Here is a 20,920-nt window from a genome sequence, read left to right as displayed (position 1 = left end):
AGGACGCGGCTTCGGTCGCCGGCCTGCTCGTCACCACCGAAGCCATGATCGCGGAGGCTCCCAAGAAGGAGTCTGCTGGCGGCGGCATGCCTGGCGGCATGGGCGGCGGCGGCATGGGCGGCATGGGCGGCATGGGCGGGATGGGCGGTATGGATTTTTAATCCAGCCCCTATCAACTTACAGCGGAAAGGGCGGCAGCAATGCCGCCCTTTCCTTGTGTGCCGAACATGATCGACACCTTGGAGTGCGTCCCGAGGATCTCGTTCGAGCCTCACCGCATGGTCGAGAATTAGGATCTTGTCCGATCGAGCAATTCGCGGGCTCAACCTGGTCAAACCGGCGCCCCCTACGAACTGCCCGATCCTTGAGGATTCCGCTGCGCGACAATCACGATGATTCATTCAGTTGGTAGCTATAGGCGGTGAATCATGAGGGGCATTGAGGAGCGTGGCAAGGCGCCCATCTCGGCTTTTAACTCCATCGAGCGTGATATCAGGGACAATTCTCTCATCGGAACCGGCGGCTGGCGTTGAAGGACCCGGTGAATCATCCTGTTCTATAGTGGAGCAGACGCGCTCTGAGCCTCAAGATCAAGCGTTTCCTCCTCTGAGTATCCTTGATCTGCCGCTGGACATTCTCGTTGATATTGCTGAGCGGCTCAGCCCGATGGATCTGCTGAGGATTTCGCACACAAATCAAGAGCTGCGTGTCGCCGCGATGATAGTCGCAACGCCTCAAGAAAGGCGGATTCAGGTTCAGGCCATCTGTGGCAGCCTTGCAACCGGGCTCCAGCAGCGCCTCGTCGTCGTGGCCGAGGGGCCTCGTGACCCCGACGACTGCGCTTCGGCCTTGTGGGGCCTCGGAGCGGGCGTGGCAGCGCTTGCACCCGAGCTCCAGCGGCGTCTCATCCTCCTCGCCGAAGGGCTTGAGCCCAGGTCTCAGACCATTGCCCTGGAGGGCCTCGGAGCAGGCGTGGGTGGCGGACATAGCAGCCTGTCCCATACCTATGAATACGTTTGGCTGATGCAGACCGATGGCTGCGCGTCGAAGCCGAAGCCGTCGAGTTCGCGGACAAACGTGAACTGCGCGATCTTGCTCGACATGAGCGTGTCGAGCTGGTCGCGGATCGCCGTCAACTTCAGCCGATCCAGGATTGCGATCAGCAGGTCATGATCTAGGGTCGTCATCACCAGCTCCCTCCGGCCACCGCTTCGTACTCGGCGAGTGGCCGCAGCAAGGTGGCCGGGGGTGATCTTGATGCGCTCGGCGCGCACCGGCCCTTCGAAGCCGGCAACGCCGGCAAAAGGCTCTGTCGCAAACCTGGAAATTGGGTTGTGAACGGCCATTTCGGCCTGTCCGTCAGGCAGCCGGATATCGAAACAGCGATCGACAGACTTGTAGGCATACCTCGCCTGTCGCTAGCCCATCATGTGGATCATCTCGATGCCGGAGAGGATAACCACGTCGTTCGCATGCGACTTGAAGCCGAGCATGGATCGAATGCGGCGCTTGATACGCCGGTGATCCTGTTCGATCCGATTGTTGAGATGCCGGCTATTGCGGATGCGGATCGGATTCAGCGGTCGCCGCGATCGCTGCCGCAGCCGGCTTTCAGCGTCGCAGGAAAGGATTGCTTCGTAATTGGTCTGGCTGCCGTCGATGGCGATGCGCTCCGGCCGGCCATGGCGCGTCAGCGCCTTGCGGAGGCAGCGTTGGGCCGCCACCAGGTCACGGTTTCGCTAAAGAAGAACTCGACCGTGTCGCCGAGGATGTCGATAGCGCGGTAGAGATACATCCATGGCCGCGGACCTTGATGTACGTCTCGTCCATATGCCACTTGCTGCCGACCACACGCTTGCGCCGGTTGAAGCGCTCCAGCAGCTCGGCGAGAAGTGGGCGACCCAGCGATGCACAGTGGAGTGGTCGACCTTCAACGCGTTCGGCCATCATCTCTTCCAGATCGCGCAGGCTCAGAGTGTAGGCCAGGTACCAGCGCACGCACAGCAGGATCACCGACTGGTCCAAATGGCGGCCCTTTAACATCACGTGCTCCTCCACAGCTGAGGCGTTTTTCTTGCCATGCTCGCTTACAAAAAGGTTTGCGACAGAGCCGTTCGAACCGCATGCCGACACCATCGTCAAGGGCGGCCGCGATGTCCATTATGGCCACAAGCTCGACCTGACGACGGGCAGGCAGTCTGTTCTTTCGATTTGGACCAACTATGCGGATGCCGCCTCAGTCAATTCAAGAATGTAACCAATGCCGCGCACGGTCGTGATACGTGGCGTTGCACCTGACCTACTCAGGTGTCCACGTAAGCGATAGATTCCGACTTCAAGCGCGTTGGCAGATACCTCGTCGTTGAACGAATAGAGGTGATCTTCCAACTGCGCACGAGGCACGATGCGGCCTGCACGGATAAGCAGATGCTCTAAAATACATAGTTCGCGGCGTGCGATCTTCAGAGGATGACCCGAGACGGAAACCTGTCGGCCGATCGGATCGAAATTGAGATTGCCAAATACAACGATGGGGTCGGTCACCTGTGTCGACCGGCGCAGAATGGCTCTCATTCTGGCGATGAGCTCATCGAAAGAGACGGGCTTGAGCAGAAAGTCGTCCGCGCCACCGTTGAAAATTGCAATTCGCTTCTCGAGATCGTTGATGCTACTCATAATGAGGGTTGGAACTGAATGCCCGTCGCTCCTTAGCTGTCTCAGCCAGCCCAAGCCATCGCCATCTGGCAGAGCCAACTCCAGCAGGAGAATTTCATAGGTTGCGCAACAAAATGCCCTCGACGCCTGTTCCAGGTTGCCAACTACATCAACGGCAAAACCGCTATCCCCGAGCGCAACTCGCACAGCGCGCGTAAGATCCACATGATGATCAATGAGCAGCGTTCGCATTTCACGTCCTATCAAGGTCGGACAAGTCACCGTCCGCTGTAAGACCGGGGCGACAGCAGAAGTCGCGCAACTCTTCGTAGTTTTCGTAACGCTCTTTCCGATGGGTGATCGCGGGAGCATGCAAGCCGCACGCCTGCAATAGTCGGGGATGGAACACGTGAAGACCTGTTGACGGGCTGAAACCGTCCGTCGGCCAGCCCACAATGCCACCGACTCTGCCTGCGAGTTCTCTGCGCATCGATCCTCCTATGGGTTGCGTCGCAAACTCCAGCTGAGGTCGCAAGGGTGCGGCTTTGTTCATTGAGAGGACCCCTTGGAGGCAAAACCAGGAGGATTCCCTATATGGCACTTCCCGATTTACCACCGGTCATTCCGAACCACGTTCGGCGGCTTTGAAGACACTCATTGAGCGCGGCTAGGTAAATCAAGGGTACGACCTGCCGGGTGTCGATGCCGCTTTTGAAGCAGGCATCGGCACCAGCTCGGGGAGCGTCGCCCGCGCAATTCAGCGGACGCGCTCGATACACCCAGTCGAATCGTGCCGCAACTTGCCGCGCCGACAGGGCGCCCGAAGACTTCAGACTGGTGACCGAAGGTCTACGCCCAGTCCTCCTCCCATTATCCACCTCCGTCAAATCAAAGTGGACGTTCAATCTGAACAAATTACGCCATCGTATCACAAACGACTTACCGATCCCCGACGTGCTCTAGCCTTAGTGCTTGTTAAGAAGATCGGCTACTGTCTCTCCGCGTCGCCGGGCATCGGCGGCGAGCCACACCTCCCCCACCTCATACACGTCGCCGTGGGTACTGAACGGCACAATGACGTCAATGGCAGCCGACAGGAGGTCAAGAAGCGTGTGGTCTTCCACAGCAGCTCCTTGCGGGCTGCTCTTGACGAGTGAAAAGAGCTTTTTAAAGCCTTGGACCGGATCCGCCCCATGAATCGTTGATATTGATCCCGCATGGCCGGAGACGACTTCGCTAAGGTAGGCCCAAGCAGCATCATCGCGCATTTCGCCAAGCAATATTCGATCAGGGCGCATGCGCAAGCTGGCTTGCAACAGTTGCTCGGCTGTCACCGCACCTACGCTTGCTCGGTCCTTCGGATAGAGTAATCGGACATGGTTCTCGTGCGGGATTGCAAGTTCGAGCGTGTCCTCGATACTTATCAGCCTCTCTTGCGGGGGTATAGCGTTGATCAAAGTCTTGCTCATTGTCGTTTTGCCGCTTCCAGTAGGTCCGCAAAGCAGCATCGTGAGCCGCCCGCAAACGCATGCTCGCAAAAATTGCTCCAAGTCACCATGGTCGTAGTGCTGAAGAATCGTTTCGTCCTGCCGCTCTTGGCGCTCCTTTCGTGACCGCCATTGATTCCAACGCGAGTATTCGTAGCGAGAAGAAACTTCCTTGAGTTCGGTCACACGACTTGAGGGACGCCGTATCGTCAGGCTTATTGTTCCTGAGGGAACAGCGGGCGGCAAACAGATCTGCAGCCGCTCTCCGTTCGGCAGCTCAGTCGCACAGAGGGGGCTTTGCGGTCCGACATCTTGCTTGCGCAGCGCTCCAGCGAGGATCGCGATGTCCTCCAGATCGTCATACGATAGCGGTAGCGGATGTTTCGTGAAAACGCCGGCCTGTCGGACAAAGGCTTCCCCAGGCCGGTTGATAGCGACCTCTTCGGTCCTTGGCTCCTCAAGCCATTTCAAAACAGGGTTGAGAAGCAAACGCAATTGAGGGTCAGCCTCCGGTCGCATTGTTGTCTCTCCGGCGTTGGCGATCTTGGGGGGCTGGCGCCACGGCGATCGGTCTAAGATCGTATACATCTGAGAAATCGAGGTCCCGAGCCACAAAGATCGATACAGCATCTCCCTGGTTTTTCTTCAGAGTTGGCGGAACGTTGATCGTTGCTCTAAGGGTCGTGTCAACGGCTTGTCCGGCGTTGCTCTGGAAGCTGTTGATGCCGCTTCCTCCACCTGAGCTGCCAGCGTATTGACCGGCGGCCTGAAACGCGCCTTGAATGACGCTCATGAGCATTGCTCCGCCAAAGCGCTGCCAGAAGTGATTATCCACCGTGCCAGGCATTCCGGAGCGGCCGAGCTCGTCAGCGCCCGGCGACGCTAGCGAAACAAGGGCATGGTCAGGCGTTTCGATGCGCGTCCACAGCACGAAGACACGCGCATCCCCCTGTTGGAGACCACGCTGGATCTCGCCAATCACGGTCGTCCCGCGATCCAAAAGCACCACGTTGTTGGTGGCGCCGCGGACGTCTTTAGGTAAGACGCACTTCACATAACCCGGTAAATTTGTGTCGACTGCCGTTTGCAAAATGCAGGGAATTATCGTTCCTTGGGTAATCACGAGATCAGGGTGCGGCAAAAGTGTGGCCCGGCTTGGCTCCTGTATATCTGGCTTCAATCGCCTCGTCAGATCGCCAGCGTCTGAAATCTCATGCGAGGTCGCGGGAGCATCCCTATGGTTGTCTTCGCTCCGCTGACCGTCGTTGGGCATTTGACCGCTGCCACTGTAGGCGAAAATTGGTGTTTCCTCCGGCGGCGGATCAGCTGGCGCCGGAGGCGGCATGGATGGCGCAGGATCTCCTGCCTGCGCCGCCTGTACGGGTGCTGGAGCTTCGGGAGCAATCTCAATCGGCACGGGGCGGAATGGCTCGGCGTCGGCGACAATTGCAGGTTTTGGCTGAGTTGGCTCGTCTTGTGTGCTGGGACGACCGCCGAGCCAGATGAGCGATAGAGATGAGATGAGAACAAGTGCAGCGATGGCCAACTTCTGCAATCCCGAAACATGCCGGCGGGCCGGCTCCGAGACCATCGATCCTGAGGCATGGACATCATGTCCCGACTGTGGGCCGGTTTCATTCATCGGCCGGGCCTTTCAAAACGCGCCACACGTCGGGTGTCACTGTACCGGTCCCTGGCGCTCGTCCCACAGGGTCATAAGCCCTGTTGAAAATGGACAAGACCGTATTGCCATCTCTCAGACGCCATTCCCGGGCGACTGCGGATACTTCAACATAGTCTCCTTTGACCGTGTAATTGGCAGCGGCTTCCTTGCCGTCGGGATTGATAATGTAGAGGGAGGGTATGCGGGAATTGCTTGCGAAGCCAAATACGGTGGTAAAGCCATTATCGAAAACTTCCAGCGGCGCCAGCGATCGATCGCCCTTTGCGACGTAGTGAAAATTGCTTTCGTCCGGACTGGTAGTTGCGGCGGGCCGATTCAACAAATCCTGAACTCTCTCGTCGCGCAGCACTTTCGCCCGGGCCTGACCAAGAATCGAGCGCCTTTCTGCGTCCTTTCTCTGAGCAGCAGCCTCATCAGCAGGATAGGTGAACTGCACACTGTAGTATAGGTCAGGTTGCTGCTCATCAAGTTTTGGCATCGCTCTCGTTGAAATACTGAAGACGTATCTCCGTGTACCGGACTCACTCTCGGCCAGCACGATGACCGGCTGCGGCGGGAGCATCCGGCTAGCCTTAAAAAAGAGATAGTTGGCGCGCGGGAGCGCAGCCAGGTCTTTGCTATTGGAAACGGCCACGGCTGCGACTGTCTCGTTGGCCGCGAATGTGACAACCAGCGTTGCCCCCACTGCGGTAGACAGGCGCACCACTTCGTCAGGACGGTAAGCCAGGTAGCGCATGCGCGCATCATGCTTGCCGGCAAGTGGTGTGTCTTCCGCGGACGCTTCCATCGTTAAGAAGAGTGAACAGACCAGCGCGAGAAACGCTCTTTTTGTCATGGCTGCACATAGCCCAGGTTCGATACGCTATCTTCCGAGCTTTGATAGGAAGCGACGAGTAGACCTCCCGGATTGGTGAGCCTCGATTGCCCAGGCAGACCCGTCAAGCGCTCGTAGCGGATGGTAGCTGTCCAGGTGGTCACTATCGGCATCTGCCCATCGACAACAAGCGTACGTTTGTAACGGATCTGTTGAACGTCCGGACTGATGTCGTTTGAAGAAATATGCCCGACCTCGAGCTTGCCGCGTTTGCCGACCGTGACTTGCGGCGAGGTGGGATTCGGATAGTTGAAGAAATCTTGATATTGCTGTCGCACAGCCGGCGCGCTGAAACTGGATACGAGGTCATAGGCGTATTGGGCTGTATCTGCTGTGTACCCCTCGCGCAGGCGTACATATTCCCACAGCGAAGCATTTATGACGGCTCGGTCTTGGGTTGCCGGCAGTCGAGAGACTGACACTTCGCTGTCGACGGTCCCATCCGGCCGGACCCAGAGGAACACAGGTACGAGCTTGGCCAACGGGACCATGGCAGCAATGGTAAATGCCTGGGCAACATTTCCTAGGACCGCCGCTGCGGCAAAGGCTATCAGGGCCTTTGACAGGCGCCGCGCAGACTTCGCTCGTGAAGTTTGAAACGCTTCCACCTTCTTATAGTGGGCGGCTAGCGTTTCTCTCTCCACCAGATGGGCATGTTCAGGAACTTTCACTTTGGCTCTTCCGCGCATTCGACCCGAAGATCCTCAGGGGTGGTTTCCCATTGTCCCACGTTCAGTTGGAATGGGGCACCCGCGCATGTCGCAAGCCCATGGCTCGTCTTGCAGGCGGCCAAAGCGAGGATTGACAGAAGTAGGCAATATTTCATGTTTTTGGCACCGAGCTTGTCGATTGATTAACCACCCGCCGTTTTGGCAAAGTGGCGATTGAGGCTGTTAAGAGGTCGGTTCGCACCTCCCCAAGAGCCGCCGGCGATGCTGCTGGCGATCGTCGGAAGCGCGACGATCAGAGCGTCACCAGCTAGGAAAAGCATGTCGAGCTCGTAAAGCCCGATGATCTTGGCTGCTGTCGTGCCCGAGAATTTGATCATCAAAAGCATGGCTGCCAGCGAGACTGCTTCGGCAGCGATTACTATCGTTGCAACGATGTTGAGGAGGAGAAGCAGCAGCCCGTACGAGAGCAGTTGGCCGATCCATCTGGTGGCTATGTCTCGAGTGTGATCAAAAAGGTAGCCTACAAGGACCAGGGGGCCGATCGTCAAGAGCACCTTCGTCAGAATTCCAACGGCATCGTAGATCTCGAACGCTGTCCACAGCGCGCCGTAGAAAATCCATTGCGCTCCCTCGAAAGCAAGTATGTCCTGGCCGTTCATAGGCCCAATTTCGGAAGCAATCAGCTGAAAGACATACTGGCTCGAAGCAAACATGAGATCGAGCTTCTGGGGGATTCCGATGAAGGGCAAGTCGCTGCCACTGATGTCGTGAGCCAACCTCGGAATCGTGTCGTCGAAGAGCGCTTCAATGTACTGCTGATAGTTGGCCTGCCCTAAGATAAGGGCGACGACAATCGACACCATGATTACGCGCGAGATACCCCCGCGCGCATCGACTTGGCCACGCATGACCAGACAGCCTTGGATTATTATCCAGAGCGTGACACACGCAACCAGAGGCGCACTGACCGCCGCTTGGACGTTTTCAAGCACTTTGTGCAGCCCGGACGTGAAGGCCCCATGAAAGATCGTGTGTATAGTCGTGAATGGCGCGGGAATTTTGAAATTCATGGCGTGAGCCTGATGTGTCCCTGATCAGCGCAGCTGAGCCTGATGAACTCTGTGTGGTTTACGGGAGGATGCTAAACATATTAGCGGTGTCCTGATGTTCGCGACGCTGCGTGGCGGCCTCCTCCACAGCGTGAAGGCTCCCTTGTGCAGTGGCCATTGTCAGCAGACTCGTGGCCTGGACATTTTGGATCATCGCATCGTGAATCTGCTTGAGGACCAGACCGTTGGTCACGGTGGCCTGCATAATATTTCCCGAGCGGGAAAGCTGACCAAGCGTGCCGGCGTTATCCTTAAGGCGCTTGTCCATCATGCCCAAAGTGTCGGCTGCAATAGCTGCGGCATTGGCGGCCCCGGCGATTTGTCCCTGTAACAGTTTCGCTTCTGAATCGGTGCCGTTGACTATCCGATTTGGGTCCTTCGCAATGTTACGGGCCATAATCGAAGCTGGCGCCCGAGCATCAAACATCTGCTCCTCCAGCTTATTGCTCGACGGGTAGTGATTTCCTTGGTTCAGTGAGCTTAGCAGTCCCGTGACAGCGAATGATGACGTTAGAATTGTCACCATTTCAATCGTGGTAGCGAGCGTCTCGATTGACCTCTCAAGGATCGCCGCATTGGAAAGCGCTGTTAAGGTCGCTTGTGTTTCTGTTACAGGGTCGCTGACGATAAATTGCGAACGGGCCTGTCCGTGAAGCAGAACGGAAGCAGCAAGGGTCGTTACTGCAAGTTTGGCAAATTTCATGAATATTCCTCCGTCAGTCTTGAACTTCGTGGTACCGGGCCATGAACTTGTCGAGCCACCCACTTGGGGCGTCTCCGTGCTGGTTACGAAGCTGGTCGGCAAAGCGCACTGTGTTGGCCCGCCCCGAGAGTACGGCTACGTACTCGCGCATCTGCCCAAGATCGAATTCGCAAACAATACTCCCGCTATCGCGCTTGAGCAAAAACTTGCGGCTGCCGATTGCCATTCCCTGGCGGATTGCCTCGAACTCCTGCGCAGTGCACTTCAAGCCATCGACATACGCAGAGCGGTCCGCCGTCGGTGATGGGTAGAAAATTTTCGTCATACATTGCGCAACGAGACTAGCTCCGAGAGGCGATTCCAGAACGTGTTCAGGCTGCTGCGTTGCGAGTATCAACATGCCGTTGTTTTTGCGCACCGTGAGCAAGAACTTGTCGATAACGGCCGAGAATTGGGGGTTGAGTAGATAGAATCGAAATTCGTCGCAGCTCATGACGAACCGACGACCATCGACGATAGCGCCCACTCGATGCAGAAGGTATGCGGCGGCCGGTGCACAGACCTCCTCATATTCCAGGAGCTGCGTCATGTCGAAGCCCGTAATGGAGGCATCCAGCCTTACTTCGTCCACGTCGCCGTCAAAGGCCCATCCAAGCGCCCCCCCTCTACACCACCGCTGCAGCCGTGCTCCTGCGCCCTCGGAGGGGCTGTGCAATAGGAACTCGCGCAGGCCCGCAAGTGAGCGCATAGGGGGTTCGAACGAAAGCTGACGAACAATGCCGCGTTCCAGCCGACGGCTTTCCTCCGGCGAGATGGGACCACGGCCGTCACTCTCGATCAGGGCCATCAACCACTCGCGCAGAAAGTCCCGGGAGGCGGAGGTGTTGTCCAGTCCACGCAGAGGGGCCAAGCCGCTCGGAGCGCCTCTGCGCAACGCAAGATATGTCCCTCCAGTGGCTCGCACCAGCAGTTCACCACCCCGATCCTTGTCGAAGAAGACGATCGCACCATTGCGATCGACCAGGCTTTGCTCAAGCATCGCGAGGACAAAGGTCATCAGCGTCGTCTTGCCTTTGCCAACGGGCCCGAATATTGCCGTCATGCCGACGTCATTCTCATGGGGGATGTAGTCGAAAGAAGTTCCACCGTTTGTGCGAAAGCGCGCAACAGCATTGCCCCAGTGGCCGGAACTGGAACCGCTTGGGAAGTTCTCGAATGAGACGAGCCCGGCAAAATTGTGTGAGGTGATCGCCCCCGGGCGCGTGCGCCACCTGTTGTTCCCCGGAAGTTGGGACCAATATGCGGCCTCCATGCCGATGCCCTCTTGGACGATAACGGCGCCCGCGTCGGCCAGCCGTGCGCGGGCACTTGCTGCGCGATCTGCAAGGCTATTGAGGCTGTCGGCATAGACGCACAGGCTCAGATGATGCGAACCCATCACGAATTCGTTGCTTGCCAGTGCGTCCTCTGCCTCGGCAAGTTCATTGATCTGGGTGAGAGCCTTGTCGCCGGCACTCGTCATCTGGCTGGACTTAAGGCTTAGTTTGGCATGAGCTTGTGGGCGAGTGAGGAAGGAAAAGCTCTGGCTCAGGACAAGCGGGAAGTTGGCGGACAGCAAGGAATTTAGCATGCCCGGCCGCGTCGTCGCCGGATATTCACGGAACGAAAACAATGATCCGACGGAGCTATCCCCGGGCCTTCGAATCTCAAGCGCCCGCTTCCCGCAGATGACCTGGTCAGTGTAGATCGAGGCGCCAAGTGAGCCGGTAACCATCGGAACCGGAAGAAACCGGCAAGTCATCATGAGCCGAAGCGCCTCGCCGATTTCCGTGAAGAGCACGTTGCCTTTCTCACGAATGCCCAACCGGCGCAGACCGTAACCGCCGAGTGCGCCAGCAGTGATGTGCCAGAGGTCTTCCAGGCTCCGCATTTGGGTGGCTAGATCGTGCTCATTCCGTCTGCGGGACTTGGCAATCCGCAAGCCGATCTTGCCGATTGCGGTGCGGGGGGACACGATCAAAGTGAGGAAGTGATCGTTGCGAAAGAGCTTTCCCGACAGCACACGACGCTCGTAGGCCTCGCTCAGACTGCCAGCGAATGCACTTTGAAACTGGCGCGGCGCCGGCGCCGGCACATCGTTGTGTCTCACAAGATGAGCGTATATCGAGACATTGTCATCGGCGATGTTGCGCAAGAGAGTGTTGAACGCGCGGCAGCGCGAGTTGCGCATCTCAGCGTCTTCCAAATCAAAGGGCACACCGTTCACATGTGCCATGGCCATGATCGATCCGTCTTCCAGAAGGATAACCTGATCGCTTACGTGACCAACATACGGAAGGTAGATCTCGCCAGACCTCTCGGTCCGGCCGCTGGCGCCGAACATTACACCATTCCTCTTCCGCGTTTCGGCACTCTGATCGGATTGGCGCTGACGCTTGCGCCTCCCCAGACCGGCCCGTCCACGCTTCTGCCGGCCGTCTGCAAATAGAGCAGCACGACGCTTGCCGCGTTATAGTCACGCTCAACAACCAGCCGTGCTCCGAACCAGAGTGGCGCGAGAACGATTTCGTAGAGCGGGTTCTGAAGGATAATGATAACAAGTCCAGCCAACATCATGAGCAATCCGGCCAGCGTCAGCGGCACCCCCAGAAACAGTGCGGGGCGCGTCGCCGCCACATAGAGGGTGCTCACTTCCAACCGGTCGCTCATCAGCCGCCGCCTATGAGCGCCTTGCCCAGGAAGCTGGCCCCGAACATGATGACGATCCCTCCAACGACACCCGCAACCAGGCCAAGTGAAGCACGACCGAACATCCAAGAGATACCGATGGCTACGAGCCCGAGCACGGCCAGTGATTGTCCAAAGGGGCCAAGTATGAACGTGCAGATATTCTGCACCATCTTGGCAGGATCCGTCCCTCCGGTCACCTGAGCCGCGGCTGGCCCGCTGTAGAAGACCGTCCACGCCGCGCCTGCAGCAGCGGCCGGTACATATTCAGCCGCCATGCGCAGCATGGAAAAAAGCGAAGGAACACGCGTTTTAAGCGCACGAAGTATCTTGAGTGGCGTCATCATTGCATCTCCATGTTTCAATCGAATACGAGTTTGTTCGGGTTCGCGGGTTCCCGTGCTTTCGCAGCCTGGCTGCCTGTCGGACCGGAGGGATCGGCCCCGGAGCGGTCTGGCTGATACGAGCCCCAAATGTCCCAAGAATCTTGGTTGGGCTGCTTCTTTCTATTGGCCTGTTGGCTCTGCTGGAGCAGAGGCGGCACGGCTTTCCGACCGGGTGCCTCAAGGTGCGGCACATCTCGAGCAGTCGGCTCCAGCGTTCGCTCAAGGAGACTTGAGATGTCCTTTGCGGCCGACTCGACCTTGCGTACATAACCGTTGGCGAAGCCACGCGTGACGTCGCCCGTGTTATAGGCCGAGATGGCACGGCGAAGCGCCAGTTGCTGTGCCACAGCAGTGGTGCCGCCGGCATACCGGCTTTCAAGCAAGTGGGCGGCAGCCGAAAGCGAGGCGCAGGGCTCGAAAGCCCTTTCCGGCGTAAGATTGAGCATGGCAAAGTTCTTGCTGTTTATCTGCATCAATCCAACATCGACAGAATGTTGTGCTTCGAGGCGTTCCTTGATGCCCCGCGTGGCTTCCAGTTGGTCTATCCAGCGAAGCTGCTCACCTGTGGTGTTGTCATGAGCCACCAGCGTGTCAAAGCCACTTTCAATCTTGGCAATCGCGGCGAGGGTGGACGGCGCAACCCAGGGAGCGCATTTGCGCGACAGGCTGCGGAACTCACGCGGAGAAAGTGGCGCGGGCTCGGCTGGGAGTGACATGGATGTCAACAGGACGACGGCCAGCGGCCAAGCTGCAATAAACATTCCCTATCACCTGCCTTTCCAAGCCGCCGGACGGGTTCTGGCCTGTCCGGCACGCGCTTATCGGGGAGGTTTGTTACTGTGTGATGTTCAAGTTCAGCTTTTCGGTTTCAATTGAAGCAAAGACCGTGTTCGTATCAGCGTGGGTGAGCATCTTGCGCATGCGTGGGTGGCGCGGGCCCGATCAGCCAGCGACATCCGGAGCATCTTGGTACAATGACTCCTGTACAGGATTGCTCGTCCCGGCCGTCCGTTGCTCCTGGAGTGTGGGCCGCGACTTTGGCGTCATGGATGGTACTTCTGTCAGCGCCAAGCCAAGGACAAAATGGGGAGCTTGGCGGGCTTGTTCAGGCTCGGGATCACCGTGGGGAATCGACTAAGGCGACAAAGCGGCCCAACTTTGCCGGTATGCTGCCGGTCCTTAAAGAGCAGCCATGCGCGGCCCTGCACACTCAGATCATTGCTTGAGACGCGAGCTCGTCCGCGAAGCTGGCTCGAAGGCGCAAATCCGCGGCGGCGAGGGTCAACTGGGAAGACGTGGCGGCGCAGCCCATCCTGGTGCGAGCCTCGTTCAGCTGTTCGGCCGCCGCCGCCAAAGGTTGGATCATGCACAGTCCCATCGGCAGATAACGGCACGTCATTGACGGAGTCCGACGGCGCAATGGACAAGCATAGTGACACGCTCAGGATGGAGGAGTTGCAGTAACTGAGAAATGTTAGCCCGGACGTTCACCGCAACCGGCGACCTGCCGGTCGCCGAACAGCATTTGAGGCCGCCGGCCACCTTGGACGAAGCCGGCTTGGCAGGAGACACACTATTTTGCACAAGGCCGCTGCAGCGAATCACGGTCTTCTTCCGCCGACCGCCTCTCCGATCAAGCCAAACGCCGCGCTGCTCAACCATGTCCGAGCTGGATCCACGAGCCGGAGGATATCGAGATGATCCAGGTCCGCAAACTCCAGGATGACCAGGATGCAAGGGCATAGCAGGAAATTTGGCATCCATGAGGTCGAACTTGAGTCGATATTGGCAGGCCTGCACCAACGGGGGAGCTCGAATCGAAAAAGCGAAGGACCACACGGCAGGGTCATGTCGGCGCTTGGACCTGTCTGGTGGCCACGGGCTGCCTTGGTGCGGTCAATTCGCTGGGGATGAAAAGAACAGGACGAGCACGGCCTCACATTGGCCGCACGCAACGGCGAGTGGTATCAAGGAGCAGCTGTTCTGGGTCGGTGCCCCAGGGTTGCTCGGCAACAGGTTTAGACAAGGGGATTCAAGATTGAAGGTGTGCCGTTGAAACATGTTCTTGTCATTGACGATGATGCCGCAATGCGGCGCCTCATCGCCGAGTATCTCACGATGCATGCCCTGAAGGTAACCGCAGTCCACGATAGCAAGCAGTTTGACTATGTTCTTTCACGTGAGCCAGTCGATCTCGTGGTTGTTGACCTTAACCTAGGCCGGGAGGATGGACTTGCGATCGTCCGCAATCTGGCGACAAAATCGGATGTTCCTATCATAGTGATCAGCGGCGACCGGCTTGATGAGGCGGAAAAAGTGGTTGCACTGGAGCTCGGCGCAACCGATTTCATTCCCAAGCCTTTCGGGATGCGCGAATTCCTGGCCCGCATTCGAGTAGCGCTACGCCAGCGCATTTCTAGTCCGCGAACCAGAGAGCAGCGCTCATTTCGCTTTGGGGCCTGGAAGCTCAGCGTGAAGCAGCGGCGACTGATCTGTGCGGAGCGTGGCGAGGTCAAGCTTACCGCATGTGAGTTCAATCTGTTGATCGCATTTCTGGAGAACCCCCGCAACGTGCTATCCAGAGAACGGCTTTTGCTCGCGAGCCGTGTGCGTGGAGAAGAGGTGTACGATCGAAGTATCGATGTCCTAATCATGCGCTTGCGCCGAAAGCTGGAGGCTGATGCGGCCAACCCTCGCCTGGTCAAAACATCCCGTGGCGCAGGGTACTTCTTCAACGCTGACGTAGACGTTAGCTACGGAGGCACGTTGGCCGCGTGACAGTGAGCTGTGCTGGAGATTGGGGTGACGAGGCTGATCAAGCCTTCCAACAGTACCAGCCTGATCAATTACGGCGAGAGCTACCGGTCTGGAGATCGCATCAGCCCCTCTCTGCATATGCACGCGGCCGCCTGAATTGCCGATTTCGCTCAGCTGCTGCTGAATGGCGACGGCTTGCGGCGCATTCAGCAGCCCTCTGCGTCTCCGCTGGCCACAACAGCGCTGGTGAATGTTCATTGTTGGGACGACTCACTCGGGTGGCAGGTGGTTGCCCTGGTCAAGCTCATCCGGCGAAGGGCGGATCTGCTGTTGGCTGGCAGCCAAGACTGGGGGCGGCGGCCCGAACTCCGGCGTCCCAGAGCTTGCGAAAGCCTCCGACACGCTTCTGTTGAGGTCATCCCGTCCATCGGGCATCCCTGGGTTGCTGAAACAAGATGAGGCGGCTTGATGATCCTGCCCTCGCTGAAGCACCTCGCGAGACCCCCTGTTCCAGTCGCAGAAGCTCCTCTGGATTGGTTGGCGGCTCGTCAGCTCGACCATCGAACAGCGGCCGGAGCGCCTCGGACGCGTGCTGCTCAAAGCCCACTCGCCGGGCTTGGCCCGCTTGCCTCTCTTCCAAGCCGGCGTCCTGCACCTGCGACAAAGCTGTTACACGGGATGGATTTTTTCGCGGGTCCACACCAGCCTCACATCAAACTGTATCGTCAAAGTCCTGCGCCAATTCACACAGCGGGTCATCGAGTTGAGATTCGGCGGAGAGCGCCTCCTCTGCTCCCGTCAAGGGCGCCGGCTCCGGGAGGGCGCCTGTCTGGCTTTCAAAGATGCGTTTCAGAATGCGATCCGAGAAATAACGCACCTTCCTCAATTTTAATGGTGGCAGACCTTTGATAAGAACAATCTCGTAGTCGTCATCGAGCAGCCGAACCTGTTCGGGACGCAATAGCGGTGCACCTTGATGTGAATTCTGAATGGTCCAGTCGAACGTTCGCGCCTGGCTGTGGGAAATCGATTTGGCTTCAAACGTGTATTCACCGATGGCCTTGGAAATGTAGTTCGGAGTCTCGTCATCAGCCGTGGCCATGAACACTTGCAGTCCGGTATTGCTGAGAAAATTCTGCTTGCCAGCCTCTCCATAAGCCCCCGTCAGTGCCGAAAGGCTTTGGATGATGAGCATGAAACGCCCCTTGTAGCCCGCGATAGTCGTGATTGCGGTCTCGATCGCCTCCAGCTTACCCAAGTGCTTGAACTCGTCGAGCAGGAAGAGAACCTCGTGCTTTTCATCCCGACGGGCCAGCGACCGCTGCAGAATTGAAACGATTTGCTGAAAAAACAAACGTATCAAAGGCGCGATCACCTCAAGGTCGTTCGGACCAACGCAAAGATAGATGCACGTTCTGCGACGGCGAAGATCATAGACCGAAAAGTCCGAGCGACTTGTGGCCGCCTTTACAGCGGGATCCGCCCACAGGTTGAGCCCGCCATCGCCGAGCACGGAAGTGTAGGAGGTTAGGATTTTCGTATCGTTCCCCGCCATGTCGTCGAAGATGCGTTGTGCCTCTTTGTTCTGGGTCTCCATGGCGAGTCGCGCGAAGAGCTTAAACTTCTCCCCCGGCTGGGCGAAGAGGTCATAGACGGCGCCGATTGTTGGCGTGCCCCGCTCGATGCAGGCAAGGATTCCCGCGACAAAGATATCTCGCGCGCCGCTGACGAAACCTTCCGCGCCCTCCCCCTTGGCCGTAATCAGGTTTGCGGCCAAGCGGCGGGCTTCGGTGAATTGCTGCTGTGGAGGCAACGCTATAAGATCCAACAGCGGATTGTAGCAGTTTGTGCGCCGCTCCGAATCCAGCGGCGCGAATTTAAACACGTCGTCACCTGCGGCTTTGCGCGCCCTCGAGGTGAGCTCAAAGAGCTCCCCCTTGACGTCCAGAGCTATCACCGAGCCTTTGAATGTAAGTAGCGTTGGAATGACTATGCCGACGCCCTTGCCAGCGCGGGTCGGTGCAACGATGAGGCTGTGAGGCTGCTCGCCATTGGTCAGGTAGTAGCCAGGCCAGAAAGGGCCACTTGTCTTCCCAAACACCGGCCCTGTCACGCCGCGGTATCGTCGCAGATATCCCGTGCGTCGCATTTCATCCACGCGAGCCCAACGAGCCGTCCCGTGGTGTTCGAGCTTGCGGCGCAATACGATCTGCTGAATCAGCAAGACGACCGCGGACGTCGAGAGCACGATAGCCGCGCCCCGATAGAAAACGGGGGTTGCGAAACCCAAATAGAAGGGCGTCTCAAACCAAAAGGCACGGACATCAAACGCCATCAGAGCCTCGCCGCTACCGCCGTGGCGGAAGGTTGCGTAAAGACTTGCCGCACAGAAGCCCACGGCGAGTGAGCACGCGATGCTAATGGCCAAGTTGGGGGGCGTCGTTTTTGTTGAAAGCATTGTTCCATTGCCGGATTAGCCGTAGCTAATGCTGCGCGTGCTTCAGAGACCGAACCGGCGTCGCGCGATGTCGCCGCTCGACAGAGCGATGCCGCAGCGGGTGGTGCGATGCTTGCAGCGCATCACCCGGCAGACGTGGTTTTTGAAAGTTACACTAAGCAGGCACCTCAACGGCCAGCGAATTGGAAACGGCAAGGCCGTAAACGGAATTCGGGAGAGAAAGCGTCACTGTACCATGGCCGAGACCTCAACGGCCGGAGCGATCTCTGCTTCTGGTGGCCTCCATTAGGTCCTCTCGGGCGTGATTGTAGGTGTGGCTTATGGACTGCCCGACTTGAGCACCCCGCTGCAGCTGTTCATAGGAGGTTTGCGGGCTTACTGTATCACGGACTGCAGCCTCTATACCTGCTATGTGGCCGTCCAGATTCGCACTCCGTTCCTCTGCTGCATGCTGCGGCGGCGGCATGTGCGGCAAGATGTGTTGCATGCCGGGAACTGAGTGAGCTTGGGCCTGTTGATTTGCGTCGAACTGGTGATACGCGTTGAGAATAGCATTGGATGCTGTCAACTTGACATTGACATCCGGATCAGAAGCCAATCCAATGGCCTGATCAAGAATGCGAGATTTATTTTCGTCATTAAACTTACTGAAGTGTGGCGCAACGTAAAGAGCTCCGAGAGCTTGCGACGACGGCTCCATGTTGCCAATGCGATTAACAATAGCATCTTGCATCCCTGGCGTTAGGTAATGGCATACATTACTGACCGCTCTGACTTGCTGCAACGCTACGTCATCCGGGGTGTACCCCAATCCGGCTGTTAATTTCTCGGCCAGATCGATGGCTGATCGTCCAAGCTGATTGGCCCGCCTTTCAAATCTCGCGAGGTCAGTTTCTGGCCCGGCTTGAGTGCCCCGAACGGCTGTTCGCTCGTGCGTCCCGAGGCCTTTGAAGCCCCCAAGATTTCGCGCTGTATCGCGCGGGTTAGCGGTTACCAGCCGTTCTGCAACATCGCTCAATGGCCCCTCTGGAACGTCACGGAGGCTACTGCTCCCCACGCCTTGAGATGATCTTGCAGCTGCGCGTGCCCGTTTGCTATCGCGATCCATTGCTCGCCTCCAAAGTAGTTATTCTACCCAATGAGGGTACCACCGAAGCTTGACCTGCTAAACCGATATGATGTTACAGTTGTAGTATGGCAAAGGGTTCCCAGCTCTGTGGGTCTGCAAAGAGCCCGTCTAAGACGAAGAAAATACGATGAAGTTGGCATCAAATGCGATGTGAACCGCCCCGGGCTTTTCGGAGGCCGTTTCGTTTGAGTCACGCGGCCATGGCTGGGTCATACAGAATGGCGTAGTAGCGTTCCTCGGCTTCGGCCGGCGGGATGTTGCCGATGGGCTCCAGCAGCCGGCGATTGTTGAAGCAGTCGACCCATTCGAGCGTGGCGAACTCGACGGCCTCGAATGAGCGCCAGGGTCCGCGTCGATGGATCACCTCGGCCTTGTAAAGACCGTTCATCGTTTCGGCGAGAGCATTATCGAAAGAGTCGCCGACACTGCCCACCGAGGGTTCGACGCCGGCCTCCGCCAAGCGCTCGGTGTATCGAATGCTGACTATTGGGCGAATTCAACCGGTCGTCGCAACACCAAGGGATTGGAGGTTGCAATGACGGTTCACCAACGCGCTTCAGATCGGTGCACTCGAAAGAAGCTAGATTCGCCCGGGCGTCCGCCTGCCTGACAGCGTGAGAATCGCTTCCGGTTCTGGCAAGCTATTGCCTTGGGACGTTCGAACGAGGAGGCCGCACTGGATGCCGGTATATCAACGCCTCTTGGTCCGCGCTGGTTTCGGAGTGCAGGAGGGATGCCGCCAATGCATTTGGCGCGTGGGCGAAGCCGCCTTCGGGGCGATATCCTTCTTTCGGGAGCGCGAGGATATTGCGCTTGAGCTTGCCGGGGAATCGGCATCCGGGCCATTGCGCTAAGCTAGGTCGGGCGCCGAGCACAATCTCGCGGGAGGTCAGGCGCAATGCCGCGACGCGCAGCGGCAATCTGGATTACCGGGCCAGTGCCGCCCGATGGCACGCCGATCGTGCGTCCCGGCGGCCTCCTGGCAAGCTGGCGGTCAATCCGGCTCTGCGTGAATGGCCAGCAAAGTCACCAACCCGCATGGCGCCTCATTCGAGGGCCCCAAGGTGGGTATGGAAAATGCGGAGGGCTGTTCACCGGCAGAGCCGGAGGTGGTCGGCAGCCCTGGAGCCCCGAGCAGATCGCTAAATCGGTCTTCAGATCGATTATCCAGAGGATCAAACCATGCGGATCAGCCACGAGACGATCTATCAGTCCTTGTACATTCAAGGACGCGGAGCATTGCGCCGAGAACTGACCGCATGTCTGCGTTCAGGCCGAGCGTTGCGCGTACCGCGCGAACGGGCCCGAGTGCGCAACAAGTCCTTCATTGGAGACGCCGTTATCATAAGCGACCGTCCGGCCGAAATTGCCGATCGGGCTGTCCCCGGGGAAGGCGACCTCATCCTTTCGGAAGCTCGGCGATCGGCACGCTCGTGGAACGAAGTTCACGCTTCACAATGCTGCTTCACCTGCCGCGCATGCATGGCTATCAGCAGAACCTGCGCATCAAGAACGGTCCACCACTTGCCGGCCACGGCGCTGAACCAGTCCGCAGAGCCATAGCCCGATCCATGGACAAACTTCCCGAGCAACTGCGTCAGTCGCTGACTTGGGACCAGGGAGCGGAAATGGCGCAGCACGCCGACCTGCGCATCGACACCGGGCTCGAGATTTACTTCTGCGATCCCCAAGCCCGTGGCAGCGAGGCTCCAACGAACACCAACGGCTTGCTGAGACAGTACTTTCCAAAGGGCACGGATCTCAGTCGGCACACAGCCCGGGAACTGGACGCAGTCGCCCATGCTATCAACACAAGACCGCGCAAAACGCTCGGCTGTAAAACACCTGCCGAAGTCCTCGACCAGCTCCTTGGGGCACAGTATGATGCCGGTGTTGCGACGACCGGTTGAATCCGCCTTGGCTGCCTCTATCGCTGTGATGGATGAGCCTGCCCCCCCTGCGCGGGCCGCCGATCATGGAGAGCCTGTTCCAGAGCGTCCAGAACGAAGCTGGCATGCGCCGTCCGGCTCACCCGCCAGCCGACGATCCTTCGCGCATAGGTGTCGATGACAAAGGCGACATAGACGGAGCCCGTCCAGGTCGCGACGTAGGTGAAGTCGGAGACCCACAGCATATGATCGAGAGGGCAAGGTGCGGCCTTGTCGCTCACCGTGGTGCGGATCGGCTTGCCGCGGATGATGCCCTCAATATAGCGGTTGGCCTCCATCCAGTTTTCGTTGGTTTCGACGGCCAGCGCCCTGACCAGGCGCAGGCAGCTTT

17 protein-coding genes and 3 pseudogenes are annotated in these 20,920 nt (G+C 58.2%); 2 read left to right on the top strand and 18 right to left on the bottom strand.

Going from position 1 to position 20,920, the window contains the following annotated elements; genetic code table 11:
• Nucleotides 1-1,004: 1,004 nt before the first annotated feature.
• From NKI61_RS32980 to NKI61_RS27630, 14 genes and pseudogenes are all read right to left on the bottom strand, one after another.
• Nucleotides 1,005-1,346 (bottom strand): hypothetical protein, encoded by a 342-nt coding sequence (locus tag NKI61_RS32980; protein WP_502899931.1) that lies wholly within the window; start codon nucleotides 1,344-1,346, stop codon nucleotides 1,005-1,007.
• Between the two features lie 78 nt (nucleotides 1,347-1,424).
• Nucleotides 1,425-2,043 (bottom strand): annotated as a pseudogene (locus NKI61_RS27690) (IS6 family transposase); the annotation flags it as partial.
• Nucleotides 2,044-2,220: 177 nt separating this feature from the next.
• Nucleotides 2,221-2,907, bottom strand: a complete 687-nt coding sequence (locus tag NKI61_RS27685; RefSeq protein WP_023796647.1) for a response regulator — start codon at nucleotides 2,905-2,907, stop codon at nucleotides 2,221-2,223.
• 713 nt (nucleotides 2,908-3,620) lie between these two features.
• Nucleotides 3,621-4,661 (bottom strand): P-type DNA transfer ATPase VirB11, encoded by a 1,041-nt coding sequence (gene virB11, locus NKI61_RS27680; protein ID WP_023673699.1) that lies wholly within the window; start codon nucleotides 4,659-4,661, stop codon nucleotides 3,621-3,623.
• Nucleotides 4,645-5,784, bottom strand: coding sequence for a type IV secretion system protein VirB10 (gene virB10 / locus NKI61_RS27675; protein WP_352813331.1), 1,140 nt, complete (start codon nucleotides 5,782-5,784; stop codon nucleotides 4,645-4,647). The genes virB11 and virB10 overlap by 17 nt, the downstream gene beginning before the upstream one ends.
• Nucleotides 5,777-6,661 carry a TrbG/VirB9 family P-type conjugative transfer protein gene (locus NKI61_RS27670; RefSeq protein WP_023679588.1) on the bottom strand — a complete coding sequence of 295 codons (885 nt, stop codon included), beginning with the start codon at nucleotides 6,659-6,661 and terminating at the stop codon, nucleotides 5,777-5,779. The genes virB10 and NKI61_RS27670 overlap by 8 nt, the downstream gene beginning before the upstream one ends.
• Nucleotides 6,658-7,371: a type IV secretion system protein VirB8 gene (locus tag NKI61_RS27665; protein WP_352841846.1), complete on the bottom strand. Its 714-nt coding sequence runs from the start codon at nucleotides 7,369-7,371 to the stop codon at nucleotides 6,658-6,660. The genes NKI61_RS27670 and NKI61_RS27665 overlap by 4 nt, the downstream gene beginning before the upstream one ends.
• Nucleotides 7,368-7,526: a type IV secretion system lipoprotein VirB7 gene (locus NKI61_RS27660; protein WP_081726271.1), complete on the bottom strand. Its 159-nt coding sequence runs from the start codon at nucleotides 7,524-7,526 to the stop codon at nucleotides 7,368-7,370. Before NKI61_RS27660 ends, NKI61_RS27665 begins: the two co-directional genes overlap by 4 nt.
• A 27-nt stretch (nucleotides 7,527-7,553) precedes the next feature.
• Entirely contained in the window at nucleotides 7,554-8,441 is an 888-nt protein-coding gene (locus tag NKI61_RS27655) for a type IV secretion system protein (RefSeq protein ID WP_023762840.1), read from the bottom strand.
• Nucleotides 8,442-8,499: 58 nt separating this feature from the next.
• Nucleotides 8,500-9,183, bottom strand: a complete 684-nt coding sequence (locus NKI61_RS27650) for a TrbJ/VirB5 family protein (RefSeq protein WP_352813333.1) — start codon at nucleotides 9,181-9,183, stop codon at nucleotides 8,500-8,502.
• A gap of 13 nt (nucleotides 9,184-9,196) precedes the next feature.
• Nucleotides 9,197-11,566 carry a type IV secretion/conjugal transfer ATPase VirB4 gene (virB4, locus tag NKI61_RS27645; RefSeq protein ID WP_352841844.1) on the bottom strand — a complete coding sequence of 790 codons (2,370 nt, stop codon included), beginning with the start codon at nucleotides 11,564-11,566 and terminating at the stop codon, nucleotides 9,197-9,199.
• Nucleotides 11,566-11,892 carry a type IV secretion system protein VirB3 gene (locus tag NKI61_RS27640; RefSeq protein WP_023679584.1) on the bottom strand — a complete coding sequence of 109 codons (327 nt, stop codon included), beginning with the start codon at nucleotides 11,890-11,892 and terminating at the stop codon, nucleotides 11,566-11,568. The genes virB4 and NKI61_RS27640 overlap by 1 nt, the downstream gene beginning before the upstream one ends.
• The gene (virB2, locus tag NKI61_RS27635; RefSeq protein WP_502899930.1) at nucleotides 11,892-12,254 is read right to left on the bottom strand and encodes a pilin major subunit VirB2; all 363 of its coding nucleotides are present in this window, start codon (nucleotides 12,252-12,254) and stop codon (nucleotides 11,892-11,894) included. Before virB2 ends, NKI61_RS27640 begins: the two co-directional genes overlap by 1 nt.
• 17 nt (nucleotides 12,255-12,271) lie before the next feature.
• The gene (locus tag NKI61_RS27630) at nucleotides 12,272-13,057 is read right to left on the bottom strand and encodes a type IV secretion system lytic transglycosylase VirB1 (RefSeq protein ID WP_023685157.1); all 786 of its coding nucleotides are present in this window, start codon (nucleotides 13,055-13,057) and stop codon (nucleotides 12,272-12,274) included.
• A gap of 1,291 nt (nucleotides 13,058-14,348) precedes the next feature.
• On the opposite strand from NKI61_RS27630, the gene virG reads away from it, so the two are divergent.
• A complete protein-coding gene (virG, locus tag NKI61_RS27625; RefSeq protein ID WP_023685159.1) occupies nucleotides 14,349-15,074 on the top strand; it encodes a two-component system response regulator VirG in 726 nt (241 codons plus the stop codon).
• A 691-nt stretch (nucleotides 15,075-15,765) separates the two neighbouring features.
• On the opposite strand, the gene virD4 is transcribed toward virG, so the two are convergent.
• The 3 genes and pseudogenes from virD4 to NKI61_RS27610 form a co-directional block, all read right to left on the bottom strand.
• Nucleotides 15,766-17,511, bottom strand: coding sequence for a type IV secretion system ATPase VirD4 (gene virD4 / locus NKI61_RS27620; protein WP_352793950.1), 1,746 nt, complete (start codon nucleotides 17,509-17,511; stop codon nucleotides 15,766-15,768).
• Nucleotides 17,512-17,758: 247 nt separating this feature from the next.
• Nucleotides 17,759-18,529: a hypothetical protein gene (locus tag NKI61_RS27615; protein ID WP_352594796.1), complete on the bottom strand. Its 771-nt coding sequence runs from the start codon at nucleotides 18,527-18,529 to the stop codon at nucleotides 17,759-17,761.
• Nucleotides 18,530-18,830: 301 nt separating this feature from the next.
• Nucleotides 18,831-19,124 (bottom strand): annotated as a pseudogene (locus NKI61_RS27610) (integrase core domain-containing protein); the annotation flags it as partial.
• A gap of 973 nt (nucleotides 19,125-20,097) precedes the next feature.
• Between NKI61_RS27610 and NKI61_RS32975 the strand changes: the two are divergent.
• Nucleotides 20,098-20,550, top strand: a complete 453-nt coding sequence (locus tag NKI61_RS32975; RefSeq protein WP_502899929.1) for an IS30 family transposase — start codon at nucleotides 20,098-20,100, stop codon at nucleotides 20,548-20,550.
• Nucleotides 20,551-20,557: 7 nt separating this feature from the next.
• Here NKI61_RS32975 and NKI61_RS27600 read toward each other — a convergent pair.
• Nucleotides 20,558-20,849: pseudogene (locus tag NKI61_RS27600) on the bottom strand (transposase); the annotation flags it as partial.
• Nucleotides 20,850-20,920 lie beyond the last annotated feature (71 nt).

The organism is Mesorhizobium sp. M0514, from assembly GCF_040321145.1.
Lineage (GTDB): Bacteria > Pseudomonadota > Alphaproteobacteria > Rhizobiales > Rhizobiaceae > Mesorhizobium.
Note: the sequence above shows the minus strand (reverse complement) of the source record. Positions and strands in the feature narration are given on the sequence as shown.